This is a genomic window from Bosea sp. NBC_00550, from assembly GCF_026020075.1.
Classification (GTDB): Bacteria; Pseudomonadota; Alphaproteobacteria; order Rhizobiales; family Beijerinckiaceae; genus Allobosea.
Map to the genome: position 1 here is coordinate 4,760,116 of NZ_CP102772.1, position 18,898 is coordinate 4,779,013.

Annotated in this window: 15 protein-coding genes; 10 read left to right on the plus strand and 5 right to left on the minus strand. The window is 66.5% G+C overall.

Going from position 1 to position 18,898, the window contains the following annotated elements; translation table 11 throughout:
• Nucleotides 1–172: 172 nt before the first annotated feature.
• The 5 genes from NWE53_RS22710 to purU form a co-directional block, all read right to left on the minus strand.
• Nucleotides 173–2,023, minus strand: coding sequence for an ABC transporter ATP-binding protein (locus NWE53_RS22710; RefSeq protein ID WP_265051607.1), 1,851 nt, complete (start codon nt 2,021–2,023; stop codon nt 173–175).
• Nucleotides 2,024–2,041: 18 nt separating this feature from the next.
• Nucleotides 2,042–2,983, minus strand: a complete 942-nt coding sequence (locus tag NWE53_RS22715) for an ABC transporter permease (protein WP_265051608.1) — start codon at nt 2,981–2,983, stop codon at nt 2,042–2,044.
• Entirely contained in the window at nt 2,949–3,908 is a 960-nt protein-coding gene (locus NWE53_RS22720) for an ABC transporter permease (RefSeq protein WP_265051609.1), read from the minus strand. Before NWE53_RS22720 ends, NWE53_RS22715 begins: the two co-directional genes overlap by 35 nt.
• 154 nt (nt 3,909–4,062) lie before the next feature.
• Nucleotides 4,063–5,850 carry a peptide ABC transporter substrate-binding protein gene (locus tag NWE53_RS22725; RefSeq protein ID WP_265051610.1) on the minus strand — a complete coding sequence of 596 codons (1,788 nt, stop codon included), beginning with the start codon at nt 5,848–5,850 and terminating at the stop codon, nt 4,063–4,065.
• 209 nt (nt 5,851–6,059) lie between these two features.
• Complete coding sequence (purU, locus tag NWE53_RS22730) at nt 6,060–6,923, minus strand: formyltetrahydrofolate deformylase (protein WP_265051611.1); 864 nt, start codon at nt 6,921–6,923, stop codon at nt 6,060–6,062.
• Between the two features lie 355 nt (nt 6,924–7,278).
• Between purU and NWE53_RS22735 the strand changes: the two genes are divergently transcribed.
• The 10 genes from NWE53_RS22735 (at nt 7,279) to NWE53_RS22780 (ending at nt 18,830) form a co-directional block, all read left to right on the plus strand.
• Entirely contained in the window at nt 7,279–8,079 is an 801-nt protein-coding gene (locus NWE53_RS22735; RefSeq protein ID WP_265051612.1) for an SDR family oxidoreductase, read from the plus strand.
• Between the two features lie 37 nt (nt 8,080–8,116).
• Nucleotides 8,117–9,139 (plus strand): inositol 2-dehydrogenase, encoded by a 1,023-nt coding sequence (gene iolG, locus NWE53_RS22740; RefSeq protein WP_265051613.1) that lies wholly within the window; start codon nt 8,117–8,119, stop codon nt 9,137–9,139.
• Entirely contained in the window at nt 9,139–9,936 is a 798-nt protein-coding gene (locus NWE53_RS22745; protein ID WP_265051614.1) for an inositol monophosphatase family protein, read from the plus strand. The genes iolG and NWE53_RS22745 overlap by 1 nt, the downstream gene beginning before the upstream one ends.
• Nucleotides 9,937–10,025: 89 nt before the next feature.
• Entirely contained in the window at nt 10,026–11,063 is a 1,038-nt protein-coding gene (locus NWE53_RS22750) for an ABC transporter substrate-binding protein (RefSeq protein ID WP_442864882.1), read from the plus strand.
• Nucleotides 11,064–11,301: 238 nt separating this feature from the next.
• Nucleotides 11,302–13,518 (plus strand): ABC transporter permease, encoded by a 2,217-nt coding sequence (locus NWE53_RS22755; protein WP_265051615.1) that lies wholly within the window; start codon nt 11,302–11,304, stop codon nt 13,516–13,518.
• Complete coding sequence (locus NWE53_RS22760) at nt 13,515–14,582, plus strand: ABC transporter ATP-binding protein (protein ID WP_265051616.1); 1,068 nt, start codon at nt 13,515–13,517, stop codon at nt 14,580–14,582. Before NWE53_RS22755 ends, NWE53_RS22760 begins: the two co-directional genes overlap by 4 nt.
• 163 nt (nt 14,583–14,745) lie before the next feature.
• Nucleotides 14,746–16,473 carry a Na/Pi cotransporter family protein gene (locus NWE53_RS22765; protein WP_265051617.1) on the plus strand — a complete coding sequence of 576 codons (1,728 nt, stop codon included), beginning with the start codon at nt 14,746–14,748 and terminating at the stop codon, nt 16,471–16,473.
• A 518-nt stretch (nt 16,474–16,991) separates the two neighbouring features.
• A complete protein-coding gene (locus tag NWE53_RS22770) occupies nt 16,992–18,215 on the plus strand; it encodes a TIGR03862 family flavoprotein (protein WP_265051618.1) in 1,224 nt (407 codons plus the stop codon).
• A 52-nt stretch (nt 18,216–18,267) separates the two neighbouring features.
• Entirely contained in the window at nt 18,268–18,489 is a 222-nt protein-coding gene (locus NWE53_RS22775) for a hypervirulence associated TUDOR domain-containing protein (protein ID WP_265051619.1), read from the plus strand.
• On the plus strand, nt 18,486–18,830 hold the full coding sequence (locus tag NWE53_RS22780) for a hypothetical protein (protein ID WP_265051620.1): 345 nt from the start codon (nt 18,486–18,488) through the stop codon (nt 18,828–18,830). The genes NWE53_RS22775 and NWE53_RS22780 overlap by 4 nt, the downstream gene beginning before the upstream one ends.
• Nucleotides 18,831–18,898 lie beyond the last annotated feature (68 nt).

Sequence of the window (18,898 nt, forward strand, 5' to 3'; positions counted from 1 at the left end):
GATTACCGATTGAGACCACCGGCGATCTCCCAATGTCCGGTTGTGGCGCGATCAGGTCGTTTGCGGCGCCGGTCGCGAAGTTCGGCTATCCACCCAAATAGAGCATTCCCTGCAGCCCAACAAAAAGCCCGCGGCGCGAGCCGCGGGCTGATCGTTTTACGCTTCGAAGGCCTCAGGCCGCGACGGCGGCCGGCTCCTTCTTCTCCCATTCCTCGCCCCAGATCATCACGGCATGGCCGGGGGAGACCTCGCGATACTGGCGCACCGGCACGACGTAATCGGGCGCCCGCACTGGGCTCTTGATCTCGTCGTTGGTGACGGGGCGCTTCTCGGAGCGCCGGGTCGGATCGGCGATCGGTACCGCCGCCAGCAGCCGCTTGGTGTAGGGGTGCTGCGGATTGCCGAAGATCGCCTCGCGCGGGCCGATCTCGACGATCTCGCCGAGATACATCACGGCGACGCGATGGCTGACGCGCTCCACCACCGCCATGTCGTGCGAGATGAAGAGATAGCCCAGCCCCATGCGGGCCTGCAGGTCGAGCATCAGGTTCACCACCTGCGCCTTGACCGAGACGTCGAGCGCCGAGACGGCCTCGTCCGCCACGATCAGCCGCGGCTCGACCGCGAGCGCCCGCGCGATGCAGATGCGCTGGCGCTGGCCGCCCGAGAACTCGTGCGGGAAGCGGTTCGCCATTTCCGGCAGCAGGCCGACGCGCTTGAGCAGGTCGGCGACCTTGTCACGGGCTTCCGAACGGGTGGCGAGATTGTTGATCAGGAGCGGCTCGGCGACGGCGGTGCCGATGTTCATGCGCGGGTTGAGCGACGCGAACGGGTCCTGGAAGATCATCTGCATGCGCTTGCGCTGTTCGCGCAGGTCATGCTGGTTGAGCTTGAGCACGTCGACGCCGTCGAGCAGCACGGAGCCCGCCAGCGGCTCGATCAGGCGCATCACCGAGCGGCCGGTGGTGGACTTGCCGCAGCCGGATTCGCCGACCAGCGCCAGCGTCTCGCCGGCTTTGAGGCTGAAGGAGACGTTCTCGACCGCATGCACCCGGCCCCTGACGGAGCTGAGCAGGCCGCCGCGGATCTCGAAGCGCGTGGTCAGGCCGGAGACCTCGAGCACCGGGCGCTCGGCCGCCTGGACGGTATCGGGCACTTCGGTCGGCACGTCGGAATCGCCGGTGGCGCGGTCGACGACCGGGAAGCGCATCGGCCGGCGGCGGCCTTCCATCGAGCCGAGCTTCGGCACGGCCGAGAGCAGCGACTTGGTGTAGGGCTTCTGCGGCCTGGCGAAGATGTCCTCGGTGTTGCCGGTCTCGATCTCGTCGCCATTGTACATGACGACCGTGCGGTCGGCGATCTCGGCGACGACGCCCATGTCGTGGGTGATGAAGAGGACGGACATGCCCTCCTCGTCCTGCAGCGTCTTGATCAGTTCGAGGATCTGCGCCTGGATCGTCACGTCGAGGGCGGTTGTCGGCTCGTCGGCGATCAGCAGCTTCGGCTTGCAGGCCAGCGCCATCGCGATCATCACGCGCTGGCGCATGCCGCCCGAGAAGCGGTGCGGGTACTCGTGGAAGCGCGACTTCGCGGCGGGAATGCGGACCTTCTCCAGCAGGCGGATGGTCTCGGCCTCGGCCTCGGAGCGCGACAGGCCGCGATGCAGGATCAGCGCTTCGGCGATCTGGAAGCCGATGGTCAGCACCGGGTTCAGCGAGGTCATCGGCTCCTGGAAGATCATCGCGATCTCGTTGCCGCGGATGTGCCGCATGTCGGAATCCGGCAGCGTCAGCAGCTCCTTGCCGTTGAGCTTGATCGAGCCTTCGATCTTGCTCGAGCCGGGCGGGGTCAGCCGCATGATCGAGAGCGCGGTCACGCTCTTGCCGGAGCCGGATTCACCGACGACCGCCAGCGTTTCCTTCGGCTTGATGTCGAAGGAGATGTTGCGGACGACCGATTTCCAATGGCCTTCCACTCGGAAGGAGGTCGTGAGGTTCGAAACGGACAGGATCGGGGAGGTCATCTCAGGTCCTTCTCTGGATCAGATCACGCGGCGCGGGTCGAGCGCATCGCGCAGGCCGTCGCCGATGAAGTTGATCGACAACACGGTGAGGAAGATTGCAGCGCCGGGGAACAGTGCCCAGTGCGGCGCGGAGTCGAGATGGTCCTTGGCGTCGAACAGCAGGCGACCCCAGGTCGGGATATCCGGCGGGAAGCCGAGGCCGAGGAAGGAGAGCGTCGATTCCGCGATGATGGCCGAGGACACCTCGATGGTGGAGGCGACGATCACCGGGCCGAGCGCGTTCGGCAGGATGTGGCGGGTCATCTGGCGCAGCTTGGTCGCGCCCTGTGCACGGGCGGCCTCGACGAACTCCTTCTCGCGCAGCGAGAGGAACTGCGCGCGCACCAGCCGGGCCACCGGCATCCAGCGCAACCCGCCGATGACGACGACGATCAGCACGAAGACGCCGCCCTCCACCCCGAACAAGGCCTTCAGCTGCTCGCGGAACAGGTAGATGATCAGCAGCAGCAGCGGCAGCTGCGGCAGCGACAGGAACAGGTCCGTCACCCACATCAGCACGGGGTCGGCGACCTTGCGCGACATGCCGGCGAAGGCGCCGATGATGACGCCGACGGTCGTCGCGACGATCATCGCGGCAAGGCCGACGGCGAGCGAGATGCGCCCGCCATACATCATGCGCGCCAGAATATCCTGGCCGAGGTCGTCGGTGCCGAGCGGGTGCGCCCAGGACGGCCCCTGCAACTGTGCCGAGAAGTCGATGTCGTTGATCGCGACCGGCCAGAACCACGGGCCGACGACGACGCTGAGGATCAGGAAGGCGAGCACGACGGCGCTGGCCATGGCGAGCTTGTGCCGGCGGAACCGGCGCCACGTCTCGCGCCCCGGCGAGACCGCGACGGTGGCGGCTGCGGCCGTCACGATCGGATCAGCTGAAGGAGATGCGAGGGTCGAGCCAGCCATAAAGGACATCCGCAATGAGATTGAACATGACCACCAGGCAAGCGAAGACGAAGGTCACCGCCATGATCACAGGTGTGTCGTTGGCGAGGATCGCGTCGATCAGAAGCGAGCCGATGCCGGGGATTCGGAAGATCTGCTCGGTCACGATGGCGCCGCCGAACACGGCGGGCATCTGCAGCGCGACCAGCGTCACCACCGGGATCAGCGCGTTGCGCGTGATGTGCCGCAGCGTGACCTTGCGCTCGCTGAGGCCCTTGGCGCGCGCGGTGGTGACATAGTCGAGCCGGATGACGTCGAGCACGGCCGAGCGGACATAGCGCGTATAGGAGGCCGCCTGGAACAGGCCGAGCACCATGATCGGCATGATCGCCTGGCGGAACATCTCCCAGTACCAGCGCCAGCCGGTCGCGGCGACGTCGGAACGATAGACGAAGGGGAACCAGTCTAGCGAGACCGAGAAGATCAGGATGAAGAGCAGGCCGGTGAAGAAGGTCGGCAGAGAGAAGCCGACGAATGCCAGCGTGTTGGCGATCTGGTCGAAGATCGAATAGGGCCGCGTCGCCGCGTAGATGCCGACCGGCAGGGCGATGCATAGCGCCAGGATCTGCGAGGAGCCGACCACGAACAGCGTCGTCGGCACGCGCTGCAGGATGAGCTTGTCGACATTGATGCGGCTGGCGAAGGAGAAGCCCCAGTCGCCCTGGGCCATGGCGCCGAGCCAGCGCAGATAGCGCACCATGATCGGGTCGTTCAGGCCGAAGCTGGCGCGGATGGCTTCGCGCACCTCGGGCGGCACGTTGGGATTGGTCGCCATTTCGGAGAACGGATCGCCCGGCGCCAATGCAAGCACCGTGAACAGGATCACGCTGATTCCGAGAAGACTTGGAATGGCGATCAACAGCCGCCGTATGAGATAGGTCGCCATATAGTTTCTTCTCTTTGCGTGCGCGGCACCGCCGCGGACTGAACGCCGATTGCAACCGGCCCATCCTTGCGGCTTGCCGCAGCCGAAAGGATGGGCCGGGTACAAAAGCGGCCCCTCGCGGAGACGAATCTCTCCGCGAGGGGCCGCCTGGCTCTTAGCTGCGATACCAGGCCGCGAGGTTCCAGGTATCGACGTCCCAGCCGGAATGGTCGTGGGAAAGGTTGTTCAGCGATGCGGCCACGCGGGTGCGGGACAGCAGCGGCAGGATGATGTTGGCCTCGCAGAAGATCTCGTTGACCTTGATCAGCAGCGCGGCGCGCTTGGCCGGGTCGAGCTCCTTCTGAGCGGCCTTGTAGGCCTCGTCGGCAGCCGGATCGGTGTAGCGCGAGACGTTGCGGCCGAGCCACTTGTTCTCCTTGGTCGCGACCTCCCAGGAGACGAACTGGTTGAGGAAGCGCTCCGGATCGGGCTGGGGCTGGGTCGTCGTGTACATCTCCATGTCGACATAGAGCTTGGTGTAGGTGTCGGGATTGGCGACGTCCGACGAGAAGAACACCGAGGCCGTGACCGACTTGAGCTCGAGATCGATGCCGGCGCGCTGGCAGGCCTGCTTGATGATGGCCTGGGTCTTCTGGCGCGGGGCGTTGATCGAGGTCTGGTAGACGTATTTGAGCTTCTTGCCGTCCTTCTCGCGGATGCCGTCGGCACCCTTCTTCCAGCCGGCGTCGTCGAGGATCTTGTTGGCCTTGTCGACGCTGAACTCGTATTTCAGCTTCTGCGACTTGAACTGCTTGGGCTCGTTGACGAAGCTCGCCGTCGCGATGCCGCCGCGGCCATAGATGAACTTCTGGATCGAGTCGCGATCGATCAGGAGGTTGATCGCCTCACGCACCTTCGGATCCGACAGCGTCGGGTGCTTGGTCTTGATGCTCGAGCGCTCGCCGTCGACTTCCGTCCACGGATCGGTCGGGTTCAGGATGATGAACTCGATGTCGCCCGAGGCGACCGCGCTGATCTTGCCGCGACCGCCGGTCTCCATGCGCTTGAGGACCTCGTCCTCGACCTGCAGGTTCCAGGCATAGTCATATTCGCCGGTCTGCAGCACGGCGCGCGCCGCCGAGACTGCGTCGCCGCCGCCCTTGACCTCGAGCGTGTCGAAGGCGGGCTGGTTCTTGATGTGATAGTCGACGAAACGCTCGCCGGTCAGGACGTCGCCGGGCTTGAACTCGACGAACTTGTAGGGGCCGGTGCCGATCGGCTTCAGGTTGTCCGGCGCCTCGCGCGACTTGGCGCCGACATAGTCGCCGAACCGGTGCTTGGGCAGGATCTGGCCGACGGTGCCGACGAAGGGGTCGGCCCAGAACGGCGTCGGCTGCTGGAAGATGACCTTGACGGTGAGGTCGTCGACCTTCTCGACCTTGATGTTGGTATAGGAGCCGGTGGTGTAGGCGGCCGTCGCCGGATCCTTGGCGTATTCCCAGGTGAAGACCACGTCGTCGGCGGTGAAGGGCTTGCCGTCATGCCACTTCACGCCGGGCTTCAGCTTCCAGGTCACGACCGTGCCGTCGGCCGAGAGCCCGCCATTGGCCTTCGTGGGCACCTCGGCGGCGAGGCAGGGGATGAGGTTGCCTTCCTTGTCCCAGCCGGCGAGCGGCTCGTAGAAGATGCGCGAGGCGATCTGGTCCTTGGTGCCGGAGGCGAAATGCGGGTTGAGCAGGGTCGCGGCCTGCCAGAGCAGGATCTTCAGCGGCCCGCCGCCACCGGCCTTGGTCGGCTTGTATTCGAGCGTGGCGTTCGCCATCGCGACATCGTTCCAGACGAGGATCTGGCTTGCGATCGGCGCGGCGATACCCACCGCCGCCATCTTTTGCATGAAGGAGCGTCGCGAAAGCGTGCCTTCCTTCACATCCGCGACGAGGCCGCGGATTTCCTGCTCTTTCATCGGATTGCCTCCACCTTTAAACAATAAATTATCCCCCGGCGCTTTCGCGCCGTGTTTTCGTTGATGGCCTCAGCAAGGCATGTGCCAACGAAAGCGTCAACTGTGCAGCGCGGGACTGGTATGTCCCTGTGACGGTCTCGGATGGCTGGAAGCGGGAGCGTATGCATGAATGTGCCTTGCGCCTGCATCTTGCTGAAATTTTATGCGGGTCAATCCGTAAAGACGACAGTTTTCTTTCCGTTGAGAATGATGCGGTCCTCGAGGTGATGGCGGACGGCGCGCGCCAGCACGCGCCGCTCGATGTCGCGCCCCCTGCGGACGAGATCGTCAGGCGTGTCCCGGTGCGAGATGCGCTCGACGTCCTGCTCAATGATCGGGCCTTCGTCGAGATCCGAGGTCACGTAATGGGCGGTGGCGCCGATCAGCTTCACGCCGCGCTCATGCGCCTGGTGATAGGGCTTGGCGCCTTTGAAGCCGGGCAGGAAGGAATGGTGAATATTGATGCAGCGCCCGGCGAGCTTGGCCGAAAGCCCGTCGGACAGGACCTGCATGTAGCGCGCGAGCACCACGAGATCGGTCCGGCTGTCCTGGATCCGCCGCCAGATCTCGGCCTCCTGCTCCATCTTGGTCTGGCGGGTGACCGGCAGGTGGTGGAAGGGCAGCTCGCCCAGATCGGTCGAGGCGAAATGCTCGCGCGCGTGATTCGAGACGATGCCGGTGATCTCCATCGGCAATTCGCCGATCCGCCAGCGATAGATCAGGTCGGCCAGGCAATGGTCGAATTTCGAGACCAGAAGCATGACGCGCTTGCGGCGGCTGGCCTCGTGCAGGCTGAGCTCCATGCCGAAGCGCCGGCCGAGCGCCGCGAGCGATTCCGCGATGGCCGCGTGCGGCTGGCTGCCGTCAAGCCGGTTGAAGACGACGCGCATGAAGAACCGGTCGGACTCGGTGTCGTCGAATTGCTGTGCGTCGAGGATGTTGCAGCCGGCCTCGAACAGCAGGGTGGAGACGGCGGCGACGATGCCGGGGCGGTTCGGGCAGGAGAGGGTCAGGGTCGAGCTGAGATCGAGCATGGCTGGCGCCGCCCGCCGGGGCGGCCCTTTCACGATAGAGATGAAGACATGAAGCGAGGAGCCGGCTGCGCGCGACGCGCTGCGGTCAACCTCGGCCGGCCGGGCGCCGGAAAGCTGCCGCCGGTGAGCGACGTTGCGGCCGGGAAAGGCGCTTCGGTCTCGCTGTCCTCATGATCGTCCGGGCTGTCCTGGCTCATTGGTCGGCTGGACCATGCCGGATCAAACACCGCCCCCGGCGGCTTTTGTCAACGCGTGCAGCCGGAGCGCCTTGACTTGTTCGTGCCGAGAATGGAATATTTATTCCAATAAGCGGGAAGCCTAAAAAATTCCTGCCGTTTTCCGGGAGGCAGCTTCCTTGCCGCAAGCCAGCGTGTTCAGCCGTGATCTCCACGGCAAGGTCGCCGTCGTCACCGGTGCCAGCCAGGGACTTGGCGAGGCGATCGCGCGCGAATTCGCCGCTCGCGGCCTGCAGGCCGTGCTGCTGACCGGGCGCAACGCGGCGCGCGGCGAGGCGGTGGCGGAGAGCCTGCGCACTGAGGGCTGCGACGCTCGTTTCCATCAGGTCGATCTCGCCGATCTCGACGCCGTCAGGCAGATCGTCCCGGCGGCGGAGAAGGCCTTCGGCCGCCTCGACATTCTCGTCAATGCCGCCGGAGATACCGATCGCGGCACGATCTTCGACACGTCGCCGGAGCTCTACGAGCGCATCATGGCGGTGAACCTGCGAGCGCCCTTCTTCCTGATCCAGGGCGCGGCCGAGCTGATGCAGCGGCAGGGCATCGCGGGCGCGATCGTCAACATCCAGTCGATGTCGGCCCATGGCGGTCAGCCTTTCCTCTCCGCCTACAGCGTTTCGAAGGGCGCGCTCGCGGTGCTGACCAAGAATGTCGCCTACGGCCTCATCAAGCACCGCATCCGCGTCAACGGCCTGAACATCGGCTGGATGGCGACCCCGGGTGAGGACGCCATCATGAAGCTGCGCCACGACGCCAGGGATGGCTGGCTCGACGAGGCCGCCGCCTCCCAGCCTTTCGGCCGGCTGATCGATCCGCGCGAGGTCGCCAAGGCCGTCGCCTATCTCGCTTCTGCCGAGTCGGGGCTGATGACCGGCGCCAACATCGATTTCGACCAGAACATTCTCGGCGCGCACGACTAGCGCGCTGAGCCCAATCGCGGCAGGACGGCCGCCGGACATGACCACGGGACTGAAGACGACCATGAAGATCGGATTGCTGGGCGCCGGCCGCATCGGGCGCATCCACGGGCTGAACGTCGCCGCGCGCGGCGATGCCGAGTTGGTCGCCGTCACCGACGCGATGCCGGAGGCCGCCGCCTCGCTCGCCGCCGCCACCGGCGCGAAGGCCGCGAGCACCGAGGCGATCCTCGCTGACACCGCCATCGACGCGGTGCTGATCTGCACCCCGACCGACACCCATGCCGATCTGATCGAGCAGGCAGTCTCCGCCGGCAAGGCCGTGTTCTGCGAGAAGCCGGTCGATCTCGACGCCGCCCGCATCCGCCGCTGCCTGGAGATCGTCGGCAAATCCGGCAAGCCGCTGATGATCGGCTTCAACCGCCGCTTCGATCCGAATTTCGCGGCGCTGGAGAAGCGGCTGCGCGCGGGTGAGGCCGGCGAGATCGAGATCGTCACGGTGATCTCGCGCGATCCTTCGCCGCCGCCGGTCGATTACGTCAAGCGCTCGGGCGGGCTCTTCCGCGACATGATGATCCATGATTTCGACATGGCGCGCTTCCTCTTGGCCGAGGAGCCGGTCGAGGTCTTCGCGCTCGGCTCCGCCCTCGTCGACAAGGCGATCGGCGAGGCCGGCGACGTCGATACCGCCGCCGTCGTCATGAAGACGGCCTCGGGCCGCATCGCCCAGATCTCGAATTCCCGCCGCGCGACCTATGGCTATGACCAGCGCATCGAGGTCCACGGCTCCAAGGGCATGCTGCGTGCCGGCAACATCCACGAGACGACCGTCGAGATCGCGACGGGGCAGGGCTTCCGCGCCGATCCCGTGCAGAACTTCTTCCTCGAGCGCTATGCGGCCGCCTATCGCGCCGAGCTCGACGCCTTCATCGCCGCCTGCAACGGGAAGGCTATGGCGTCGCCGACCGGCCTCGACGGGCTGAAGGCCCAGATTCTGGCCGATGCCGCGACGGAATCGGCACAGACCGGCAAGCCGGTCCGCGTCGATCTGGGAGCCAAGTGATGGCTGGTGGTGCGATGACCCCGGCGGAACGCGATCTGCGGTATTATGCGGCGCTCGGCCTCGCGGCCGAGGCAAGCCATCTGGCGCTGGGCTATTTCAACAAGCGCGAGTCGCTCGGCGTCACCATGAAGGGCGCACAGGACTGGCTGACCGTCGCCGACGGCAAGGTCGAGGACTTCCTGCGCCAGCGGCTTTCCACGCTGTTCCCGAACGATTCCGTCATCGGCGAGGAAGGCGGCGGCGAGGCCTCCTACGCCGTCTGGATTCTCGATCCGATCGACGGAACCGCCAACTTCGCCCATGGCGACCGCAACTGGTGCATCTCCATCGGCTTCCTCTCGCAGCGGCAGCCGGCGATCGGGGTTGTGGCCGCGCCTGCGCTCGGCGAGGTCTATGCCGCGCGGCGCGGCGTCGGCGCCACGCTGAATGGCGATCCGATCAAGGTTTCGGGGGCGGCCGACATAGCCCGCTCCTCCGTCGAGCTCGGCTGGTCGACCCGCATTCCCGCGCAGAACTACCTGAAGGTGATCGAGCGGGGCTATGCGGCGGGCGCGGCGATGAAGCGCGGCGGCTCCGGCACTCTCGGCCTTTGCCATGTCGCCGGCGGTTGCAGCGACGCCTATGCCGAACTTCACATCAACGCCTGGGACGTCGCGGCGGGCATCGTCATCGCCAGCGAGGCCGGCGCTCACATCAATGATTTTTTCGCCGGCGAAGGGATCGCCAAGGGCAATCCGATCCTATGCTGCACGCCGGAGCTGGCACCGGTGCTGAAGGAGATCACCGGAATCGTTTAGCCAGCACGATATTTGATTGATCTTTCGGAGAAGTCGTCTCAGCTTCGTCTCAAGCCACAAAAACAAGAGATCCGATCAGGGAGGTTACCATGCAGTCGAAATCCTGGCTCAAGGCGGGGCTCTTCGCCGCGCTCGCCACCGCGGCCTTCGCCGCCACGCCGGCCCGCGCTCAAGGGTCGCTCGTCATGTATTGCGGCGTCCAGGAGGAATGGTGCCGCGCCATGTCGACGGCCTTCGAGAAGGACACCGGCATCAAGGTCGCGATGACCCGCAAATCGGCGGGCGAGATCTATGCCCAGCTCAAGGCCGAATCCTCCAATCCGCGCGGCGACATCTGGTGGGGCGGCACAGGCGATCCGCATCTGCAGGCGGCGGAGGAGGGGCTGACCCTCGAATATGAATCGCCCAAGAACGCGGAGCTGAACAGCTGGGCGCTAGACCAGTGGAAGGCCGCCAAGCAGCGTTCCATCGGCATCTATGCCGGCGCGCTCGGCTTCGGCTTCAACACCGAGCAGATCAAGGCCAAGGGCATCCCCGAGCCGAAATGCTGGGCCGACCTGCTCAACGCCAAGCTCAAGGACGACGTCCAGGTCGCCGATCCCAACTCGTCCGGCACCGCCTACAACCTGCTCGCCACCGTCGTGCAGCTGATGGGCGAGGAGAAGGGCTTCGAGTATCTCAAGGCCCTGCACAAGAACATCAGCCAGTACACCAAGTCGGGCGCCGCTCCGGCCAAGGCGGCGAGCCTCGGCGAGACCGCCGTCGGCATCGTCTTCATCCATGACGCGGTGGTCTTCGCCGTGCAGGGCGACCCGATCAAGCCGGTCGCGCCCTGCGAGGGCACGGGCTACGAGATCGGCTCGATGTCGATCGTCAAGGGCGCGCGCAATCTCGACAACGCCAAGAAGTTCTACGACTGGGCCCTGACCCCGGCCGCCCAGGCGCTGGCCGCCCCGGCCAAGTCCTATCAGGTGCCGTCGAACAAGGCTTCGCCGGTGCCGGCGCAGTCGCCGAAGATGGATCAGATGAAGCTGATCAACTACGACTTCGTGAAATACGGCTCCTCGGCCGAGCGCAACCGCCTGCTCGCCAAGTGGGACAAGGAAGTGAAGGCGCTGCCGAAGTAATCGGCGCCGTCCTTCGGTGAGACGTCGGGAGGTTCACCTCCGAACCTCCGCCGTCATCCCGGGCTTGACCCGGGATCCATGCCAGAGCGCTTCCGCTTAACGTTCAGGCATGGATCCCGGATCTCCGCTCCGCTCCGTCCGGAATGACGGTTGCGGGGCTCCTACAGAATCGCATCAAGAACCGTGAAGGCCGGCGCGAACCGGCCCGGATCGCTTTCCACGAGGGGACAGGGCAACCATGGCGCCAGCGACGCGACTCGTGCTGCTGATCGGCTGGCTCGGCTATGCGCTGATGCCCTGGTATCTCGTCGAGGGCATGAGCCTGACGAGCTGGGGCTGGCTCGGCGAATACCCGTTCGGCAAGGCCGGCAGCGCGCTGGCGCTGGCTCTTTCGGGCCAGACGCCCTGGCTCCTGCCGGTGGGCATTGCGCTGGCAGCGGCGACGGCCTTTGTCGGTAGCCATGACCGGCAGCGCACGGCCCGCGTTCTGGTCTGGGCGGGCCTGCTCGGCATGGTCCTGTTCTTCGCCCAGGCCTTCTCCATCGTCCTGCAGGACCAGGGCATTCCATGGCTCGCGGCGCTGCTCGGCGGGGCCGGCGCCGCCCAGCGCGGCATCGGCGGCGGCGCCTTCGTGACGCTGCTGTCGCTGCTCTTCCTGCTCTGCCACGGCCTCGCCTATCGCGGCGTCTGCCGCGGGGATCTCTTCACGGTCTCGACGATCGGCCTCGTCGTCCTGCTGATCGGCATCTTCATCTTCTTCCCGGTGGCGATCATCCTGAAGAGCGCCCTGGTCGACCAGAGCGGCGCCTTCGCCCCCTCAGCCTTCATCGCGCGCTTCCTCGATTCCTCGATCTGGGGGTTGGGCTGCGTCACCAGCAACACCAATTGCGGCGTCGCCTGGAACACGCTGGTCCTCGCCGTGCTCTGCGGCGTCATCACCACCCTGCTTGGCCTTGCCTGCGCGCTTCTCATCCTGCGCACCGGCATGCCGGGCAAGCGCATCATGCGCGCGCTGACGGTGCTGCCGATCATCACGCCGCCCTTCGTCATCGGCCTGGCGCTGATCCTGCTCTTCGGCAGGGCGGGAGCCATCTCGACGATGCTCTACGAATGGTTCGCCATCCCGCGCTCGCGCTGGCTCTACGGCCTGCCGGGCGTACTGCTGGCGCAGGTGCTCGCCTTCGCGCCGATCGCCTTCCTCGTGCTGATCGGCGTCGTCCAGGGCATCAGCCCAAGCCTGGAGGAAGCCTCGCAGACGCTCGGCGCCAAGCGCTGGCAGACCTTCCGCACCGTGACCTGGCCGCTGCTCAAGCCCGGCATCGCCAACGCCTTCCTGCTCGGTTTCGTCGAGAGCATGGCCGATTTCGGCAATCCGCTGGTGCTCGGCGGCAATTTCGAGGTGCTCTCCACCAAGATCTTCTTCGCGGTGGTCGGCGCTTCCTACAATCAGGGGCAGGCGGCGGTGCTCGCCATCGTGCTGCTCGCCTTCACGCTCGGCGCCTTCTGGGTGCAGCAGCGCTGGCTCGGCGGCAAATCCTATACGACCGTGACCGGCAAGGGCGATGCCGGCCTGCCGACGCCGCTGCCGCGCCGCATCACCTGGCTGTCGGCGGCCGTGATCGTGCCCTGGGTCGCGCTGACGCTGGTGATCTACGTCGTCATCCTGGTCGGCGGCTTCGTCCGCAACATGGGCCGGGATTTCACGCCGACCCTGCAGCATTACACGACCGGCTTCGCCATCGACTTCAGCAACGGCATCTATTTCCAGGGCTCGGCCTGGCCGTCCTTCTTCACCACCATCAAGGTCGCGGCGATCTCGGCGCCGCTGACGGCGATCATCGGCCTGCTGACCGCCTATCTGCTGACGCGCCAGCGCTTCCGCGGCCGCGGCGGGCTGGAATTCGCGACGATGCTCTCCTTCGCCATTCCCGGCACGGTGCTCGGCGTCGCCTATATCCTCGCCTTCAACGTGCCGCCGGTCGAGATCACCGGCACGGGGCTGATCCTCATCATCGCCTTCGTCTTCCGCAACATGCCGGTCGGCGTGCGCTCCGGCATCGCCGGCCTGTCGCAGATCGACAAGAGCCTGGACGAGGCCTCGACGACGCTGCGCGCCCGCAGCTTCACCACGCTCTGGCGCGTCGTGCTGCCGCTCTTGAAGCCCGCGCTGGTCTCGGCGCTGGTCTACAGCTTCGTGCGCTCGATGACGGCGGTCAGCGCGGTGATCTTCCTGGTCTCGGCCGAGTACAACCTTTCCACCGCCTATATTGTCGGCCGCGTGGAGGCCGGCGAGTTCGGCCTCGCCATCGCCTATTCCTCGGTGCTGATCGTCTTCATGGCGCTCGGCATCGGCCTCATCCAGTTCGGCGTCGGCGAGCGCAAGCTCGGCCGCCGCAAGGTCGTGGCACTATCCAGCTCGGTCTCCGACCCAATCACCCAGGGAGCAACAAGTTGACGAAGGCCGGTCCCGCTTCTGTCGAGTTCCGTAACGTCTCCATGCGCTACGGCGCGGTGACGGCGGTCGACAACGTCAATTTCACCATCGAAGCCGGCAAGCTCGTCACGCTGCTCGGGCCCTCAGGATGCGGCAAGACCACGACTTTGCGCATGATCGCCGGCCTCGAGATCGCCAGCGAGGGCCAGATTCTGATCGGCGGCAATGACGTGACCAAGCTGTCCGCTGCCGACCGCGACGTCTCCATGGTCTTCCAGTCCTATGCGCTCTTCCCGCATATGAGCGTGCTGGAGAACGCGGCCTACGGTCCCACAGTGAAAGGGCTCGGCAAGGAGCAGGCGAAGCAGATGGCGCTGGATAAGCTGGCGCTGGTCGGCCTCAAGGGCTTCGAGAGCCGCTACCCCTCCGAGCTCTCCGGCGGCCAGCAGCAGCGCGTCGCCGTGGCGCGCGCCCTCGTGCTGGAGCCGCAGGTGCTGCTCTTCGACGAGCCGCTCTCCAACCTCGACGCCAAGCTGCGCCGGAGGGTGCGGGAGGAAATCCGCGAATTGCAGCAGGATCTCAACCTGACCGTGGCCTACGTCACCCATGACCAGGAGGAGGCGCTGGCCGTCTCCGACCGCATCATCGTGATGTCGAATTCGCGGATCGCGCAGGAGGGCGCGCCGCGGGACCTCTACGAGCAGCCCTCCAACGCCTTCGTCGCCGACTTCATCGGCGATGCCAATTTGGTGGATGTCACCGTGAAGGCCGTGGCCGATGGCCGCGCCGATGTCGGCATCGGCTCGACCACCGTCTCGCTGCCGGCGCGCGGGCTAGGCCCCGGTCCGGCCAAGGTCGCGATCCGGCCTGAATCCCTGCTGCTCGGCGAGGCCGGCCTGGCTGGCTCGCTGCCCGGCACGATCCGCAAATGCGCCTATCTCGGCAACCATCTCGACATCATGGTCGAAACCGAGGTCGGCGAGCTCTTCGTGGTGCAATACGGCGCCCGCGATCTGCTGGAGCAGGGCGCGCCGGTCGCGGTTTCCTTTGCGAAATCGGGCGTGACGCTGATTCCGCCCAACTGAGCCGGGCGAAGATCGATAAAAATCAACGTTCGGATGCCAGCCGTATGGGCGTTCTGCCGCATTCTCGGCACTTTCAGGCGTTATTTCTGTTGAGTTGGCTAATCAAAAAATGATAGATTCTGCCGACACATGATCACCTGAAACGGGGAAAGACCGCACTGAAATGGCCACGGGCGAAAGCGCTACCAACATCCTGCTCCACCTCGCCGGCGGCGTCGCGCTGCTGATCTGGGCGGTCAGGCTGGTCCGAACGGGCGCGATGCGCGCCTTCGGCTCCCAGCTCAGGCATGCGCTGCAGAGTTTCACCCGCAATCGTTTCGCCGCTTTCGGCAGCGGCATCGTCGTCACCATGGTGCTGCAGAGTTCCACGGCGACGACTCTGCTGGTCTCCTCCTTCGCCGGTCAGGCCTTGATCGGCTCGGCCATGGCGCTCGCGGTCCTGCTCGGTGCCAATCTCGGCACGGCGCTCGCCGCCTTCGTCATCTCGATGGATCTCGGCTGGCTCTGGGGCCTGTGCATCGCCATCGGCGTCGCGATGTATCTGTCGAGCGAGGCGATGGAGCGCCCGCGCAATATCGGCCGCGTCCTCGTCGGCATCGGCCTGATCCTGCTCTCGCTGATCGAACTGAATACGGCCGCCGCCCCGCTCGCCCAGTCGCCGACCTTCCGCGTCGTGCTCGGCGCCCTCGGCAGTGAGCCGCTGCTCGCCGTGCTCGTCGCCATCGCCGCGACCTGGATGGTGCATTCCAGCATCGCGATCATCCTGCTGGTCGCGACCTTCGCTTCCTCAGGCCTGTTCCCGCCGGCGACGGCTCTGACGCTGGTCATCGGCGCCAATCTCGGCAATGCGCTGATCCCGGTGCTCGACCAGCTTGGCGCGCCCGCCGCCCAGCGCCGCGCCGCCGTCGGCAACCTGCTGACCCGGCTCGTGCTGGCGATCGCCGTGCTGCCCTTCGTCGGCCCGCTCTCGGCCTGGCTGCTCAGCCTGCCCTCTGCCGATGCGCGCCTCGCGATCGAGTTCCACGTCGCGCTGAACTTTGTGGGTGCGCTCGTCTTCCTGCCTTTCGTCAAGCCGATCTCATCGCTGGTCGAGCGCTTCATGCCCGGCAAGAACGATAAGGCCGAGGCCGTGGCGCCGCGCTATCTCGACCCCAACGCGCTCGACAGCCCGACAGAGGCTCTGGCCGGCGCCATGCGCGAGGCGCTACGTCTCGGCGACCGCGTCGAGGTCATGCTGCGCGACACCATGACCCTGCTGGAGAAGGACGAGCTCAAGCTCTCCCGTGCCATCGCCCAGGCCGATGACGGCGTCGATACCATCCACGAATCGATCAAGCTCTATCTGGTCAAGGTCTCTCGCAACGAGCTGACCGAGGAGGAGAGCCGCCGCCTGTTCGAGATCATCACGCTGATCACCAATCTCGAGCATATCGGCGACATCATCGACAAGAATCTGCGCGAGCTCGCCGAGAAGAAGATCCGCAAGCGCTACACCTTCTCGCCGGAGGGGCTCGGCGAGATCCGCCAGTTCCATCAGCGCGTCGCCTCGGCGCTGGCGCTCGCCCTCAACGTCTTCGCCACCCGCGACCTCGTGCTCGCCCGCCAGCTCTTCGCCGACAAGGCGGCGATGCGCGAGGCCGAGCGCCACGCCGCCGACAGCCATTTCCAGCGCCTGCGCTCCGGCCGGCCGGAATCGATCGAGACCAGCGCGATCCATCTCGACATCATCCGCGACCTCAAGCGCATCCACGGCCACGTCGTCTCGATCGCCTATCCGATCCTCGAGAGCGCCCACGAGCTGCGCGAGAGCCGCCTGCGTGAGACCAAGGAAGCGGCCCGCAATCGCGAGACGCCGACCGTGCTCATTCCGTCGCCCCATTCGGGGGGGTAGAGCGCGCGCTCCACAACGGTGTCGTCATTCCGGGGCGGCCCACAGGGCCGAGCCCGGAACCCATGAACACGACGTCTCGGAAAAGAAGCAAGGCGCGGCAGCCGTCGTTCCGCTCCGGCACCTATGGTGTTCATGGGTTCCGGGCTCATTGCTGCGCAATGCCCCGGAATGACGGTGGAGCTTTGAGAGCCGGGTAAGCCGGCGCCGGGTCACCTCGGCGCCGCGAGGATGATCGCGGCTCCGGTGAGGCAGACGATCCCGCCGGTCAGGTCCCCGCGATCCGGCTCGCAGAGCGCGGCGCCGATATAGGCGGCGATGGCGGGCATGGGCGTTCGGGGCTTTGCGCGGCGGGTGCGCCAGTCTAAAGCCATGCCTTACAGAAACAACGCCGTCATCCCGGACAAGCGGCTTCAGCCGCACCGATCCGGGATCCATGCCAGATCGCTTCTTCCGAAGGTTCAGGCGTGGATCCCGGGTCTCCCTCTCGTCACCCGGGATGATTGATGAAGGTTTGACGCATGCCCGATATCGCCATCATCGGCGCCGGCCCGGCCGGCCTGATCGCCGCCGAGCGGCTGGCCGCGGCCGGGCACCGCGTCACGATCCACGAGCGCATGACCTCGCCTGCCCGCAAGTTCCTGCTGGCCGGGCGCGGCGGCCTGAACCTGACCCATTCCGAGCCGCTCGACGCCTTTCTCCGGCGCTATCGCGAAGCCAGCGGCTGGCTCGAACCGGCCCTGCACGCCTTCCCGCCGCAGGCCCTGCGCGACTGGGCCGACGAACTCGGCGCCGACACCTTCGTCGGCTCCAGCGGCCGGGTCTTCCCGCGCGCCATGAAAACCTCTCCGCTGCTGCGCGCCTGGCTCGGCCGGCTCGATGGGTTGGGCGTGCGTCTCGCGGCGGGCAGGAGCTGGACGGGCTGGGATGCAGCGGGCGCGCTGACCTTCCGCCTGGCGAGTGGTGAAACCGAAGCCATCCGCCCCGACGCGACGCTGCTCGCGCTCGGTGGCGCGAGCTGGCCGCGGCTCGGCTCCGATGGCGGCTGGGTGCCGCTATTGGCGGAGCGCGATGTCGCCGTTTCCCCGCTGAAGCCCGCCAATGGCGGTTTCGCGGTCGCCTGGTCGCAACTGATGAAGGAGCGCTTCGCCGGCCAGCCGCTGAAGCGCGTCGTCGTCCGTTTCGCGGGTGAGCAGGCGGCCGGCGAGGCCATGATCGATGCCGAGGGCATCGAGGGCGGCGTAATCTACGCGCTCTCGGGCCCGATCCGCGAGGCGGTCCTGCGCGACGGCGCGGCGGAGATCGAGGTCGATCTGCGCCCCGACCTCACGGCGGAAGCCCTCGCCACCCGCCTCGCGAAGCGCCGCAAGGGCGAGACGCTGAGCAACCATCTGCGCAAGGCCGCGGGCCTCTCGCCGGTTGCGGTCGGCCTGTTGCGTGAGGTCGCTGGAACCGCGCTTCATGATGAGCCGGAGCGCCTGGCTGTGCTGATCAAGGCGTTGCCGCTGCGTCTCGGCGCAGCCATGCCGATCGCCCGCGCCATCTCGACGGCCGGCGGTGTCGCGCGCGATGCGGTCGATGCCGGTTTCATGCTGAAGCGCCTGCCCGGAATCTTCGTCGCCGGCGAGATGCTCGACTGGGAGGCGCCGACCGGCGGCTATCTGCTGCAGGGCTGCTTCGCCACGGGCGTCGCCGCGGCCGCGGGAATCGAAAGCTGGTTGCGCGGGCCCGGCGATCGCGGCTGAACCTCGGCCCGCCCGCTGCGTTGCTTCAGCATCGCAGCAGGAGAGTCCGGGCATGACCGAGGCCTTGAAGCCGGGAACCGATGTCACATGGCGCTGGGGCGCTCATCGCGCGCGCGGCCGGGTCGAGCAGGTCTTCACCCGGCCGGTGAGCCGCACGATCAAGGGCACGCGTGTCCGCCGCAATGCGACCGAGGCGAAACCCGCCTATCTCGTGACGCAGGCCCATGGCGGCTACGCGCTCAAATCCCATACCGAGCTGGAGCGGCTGCAATGAAGCATGTCGATCTCACCCCGCCCGAGGCCGTCGCCAAGGCGGCCGCGAAAGGCCTCAGGCTGCGCCAGCAATTCAATCGCGGCGGCACGCAGATCGGCGTCGCGCGGGCCCGCGACCTCAGCCATCGACGGACATTGAGCGAGGACACCGTCCGGCGCATGGCGAGCTATTTCGCGCGTCACGCGGTCGATTGTCAGGCCAAGGGCTTCGGCGACAGGGACAACCCTTCGGCCGGCTGGATCGCCTGGTTGCTCTGGGGCGGCGACGAGGGCCGCGACTGGTGCGAGCGCAAGAAGGCAGAACTGGAGCGGGCCGGCGACCAGGAGCAGAAGCGCGCCTGATGCCGCTGGATCACGTTGGTCTATGCGGAACCACGCCGTCATTCCGGGGCGGACCGCAGGCCCGAGCC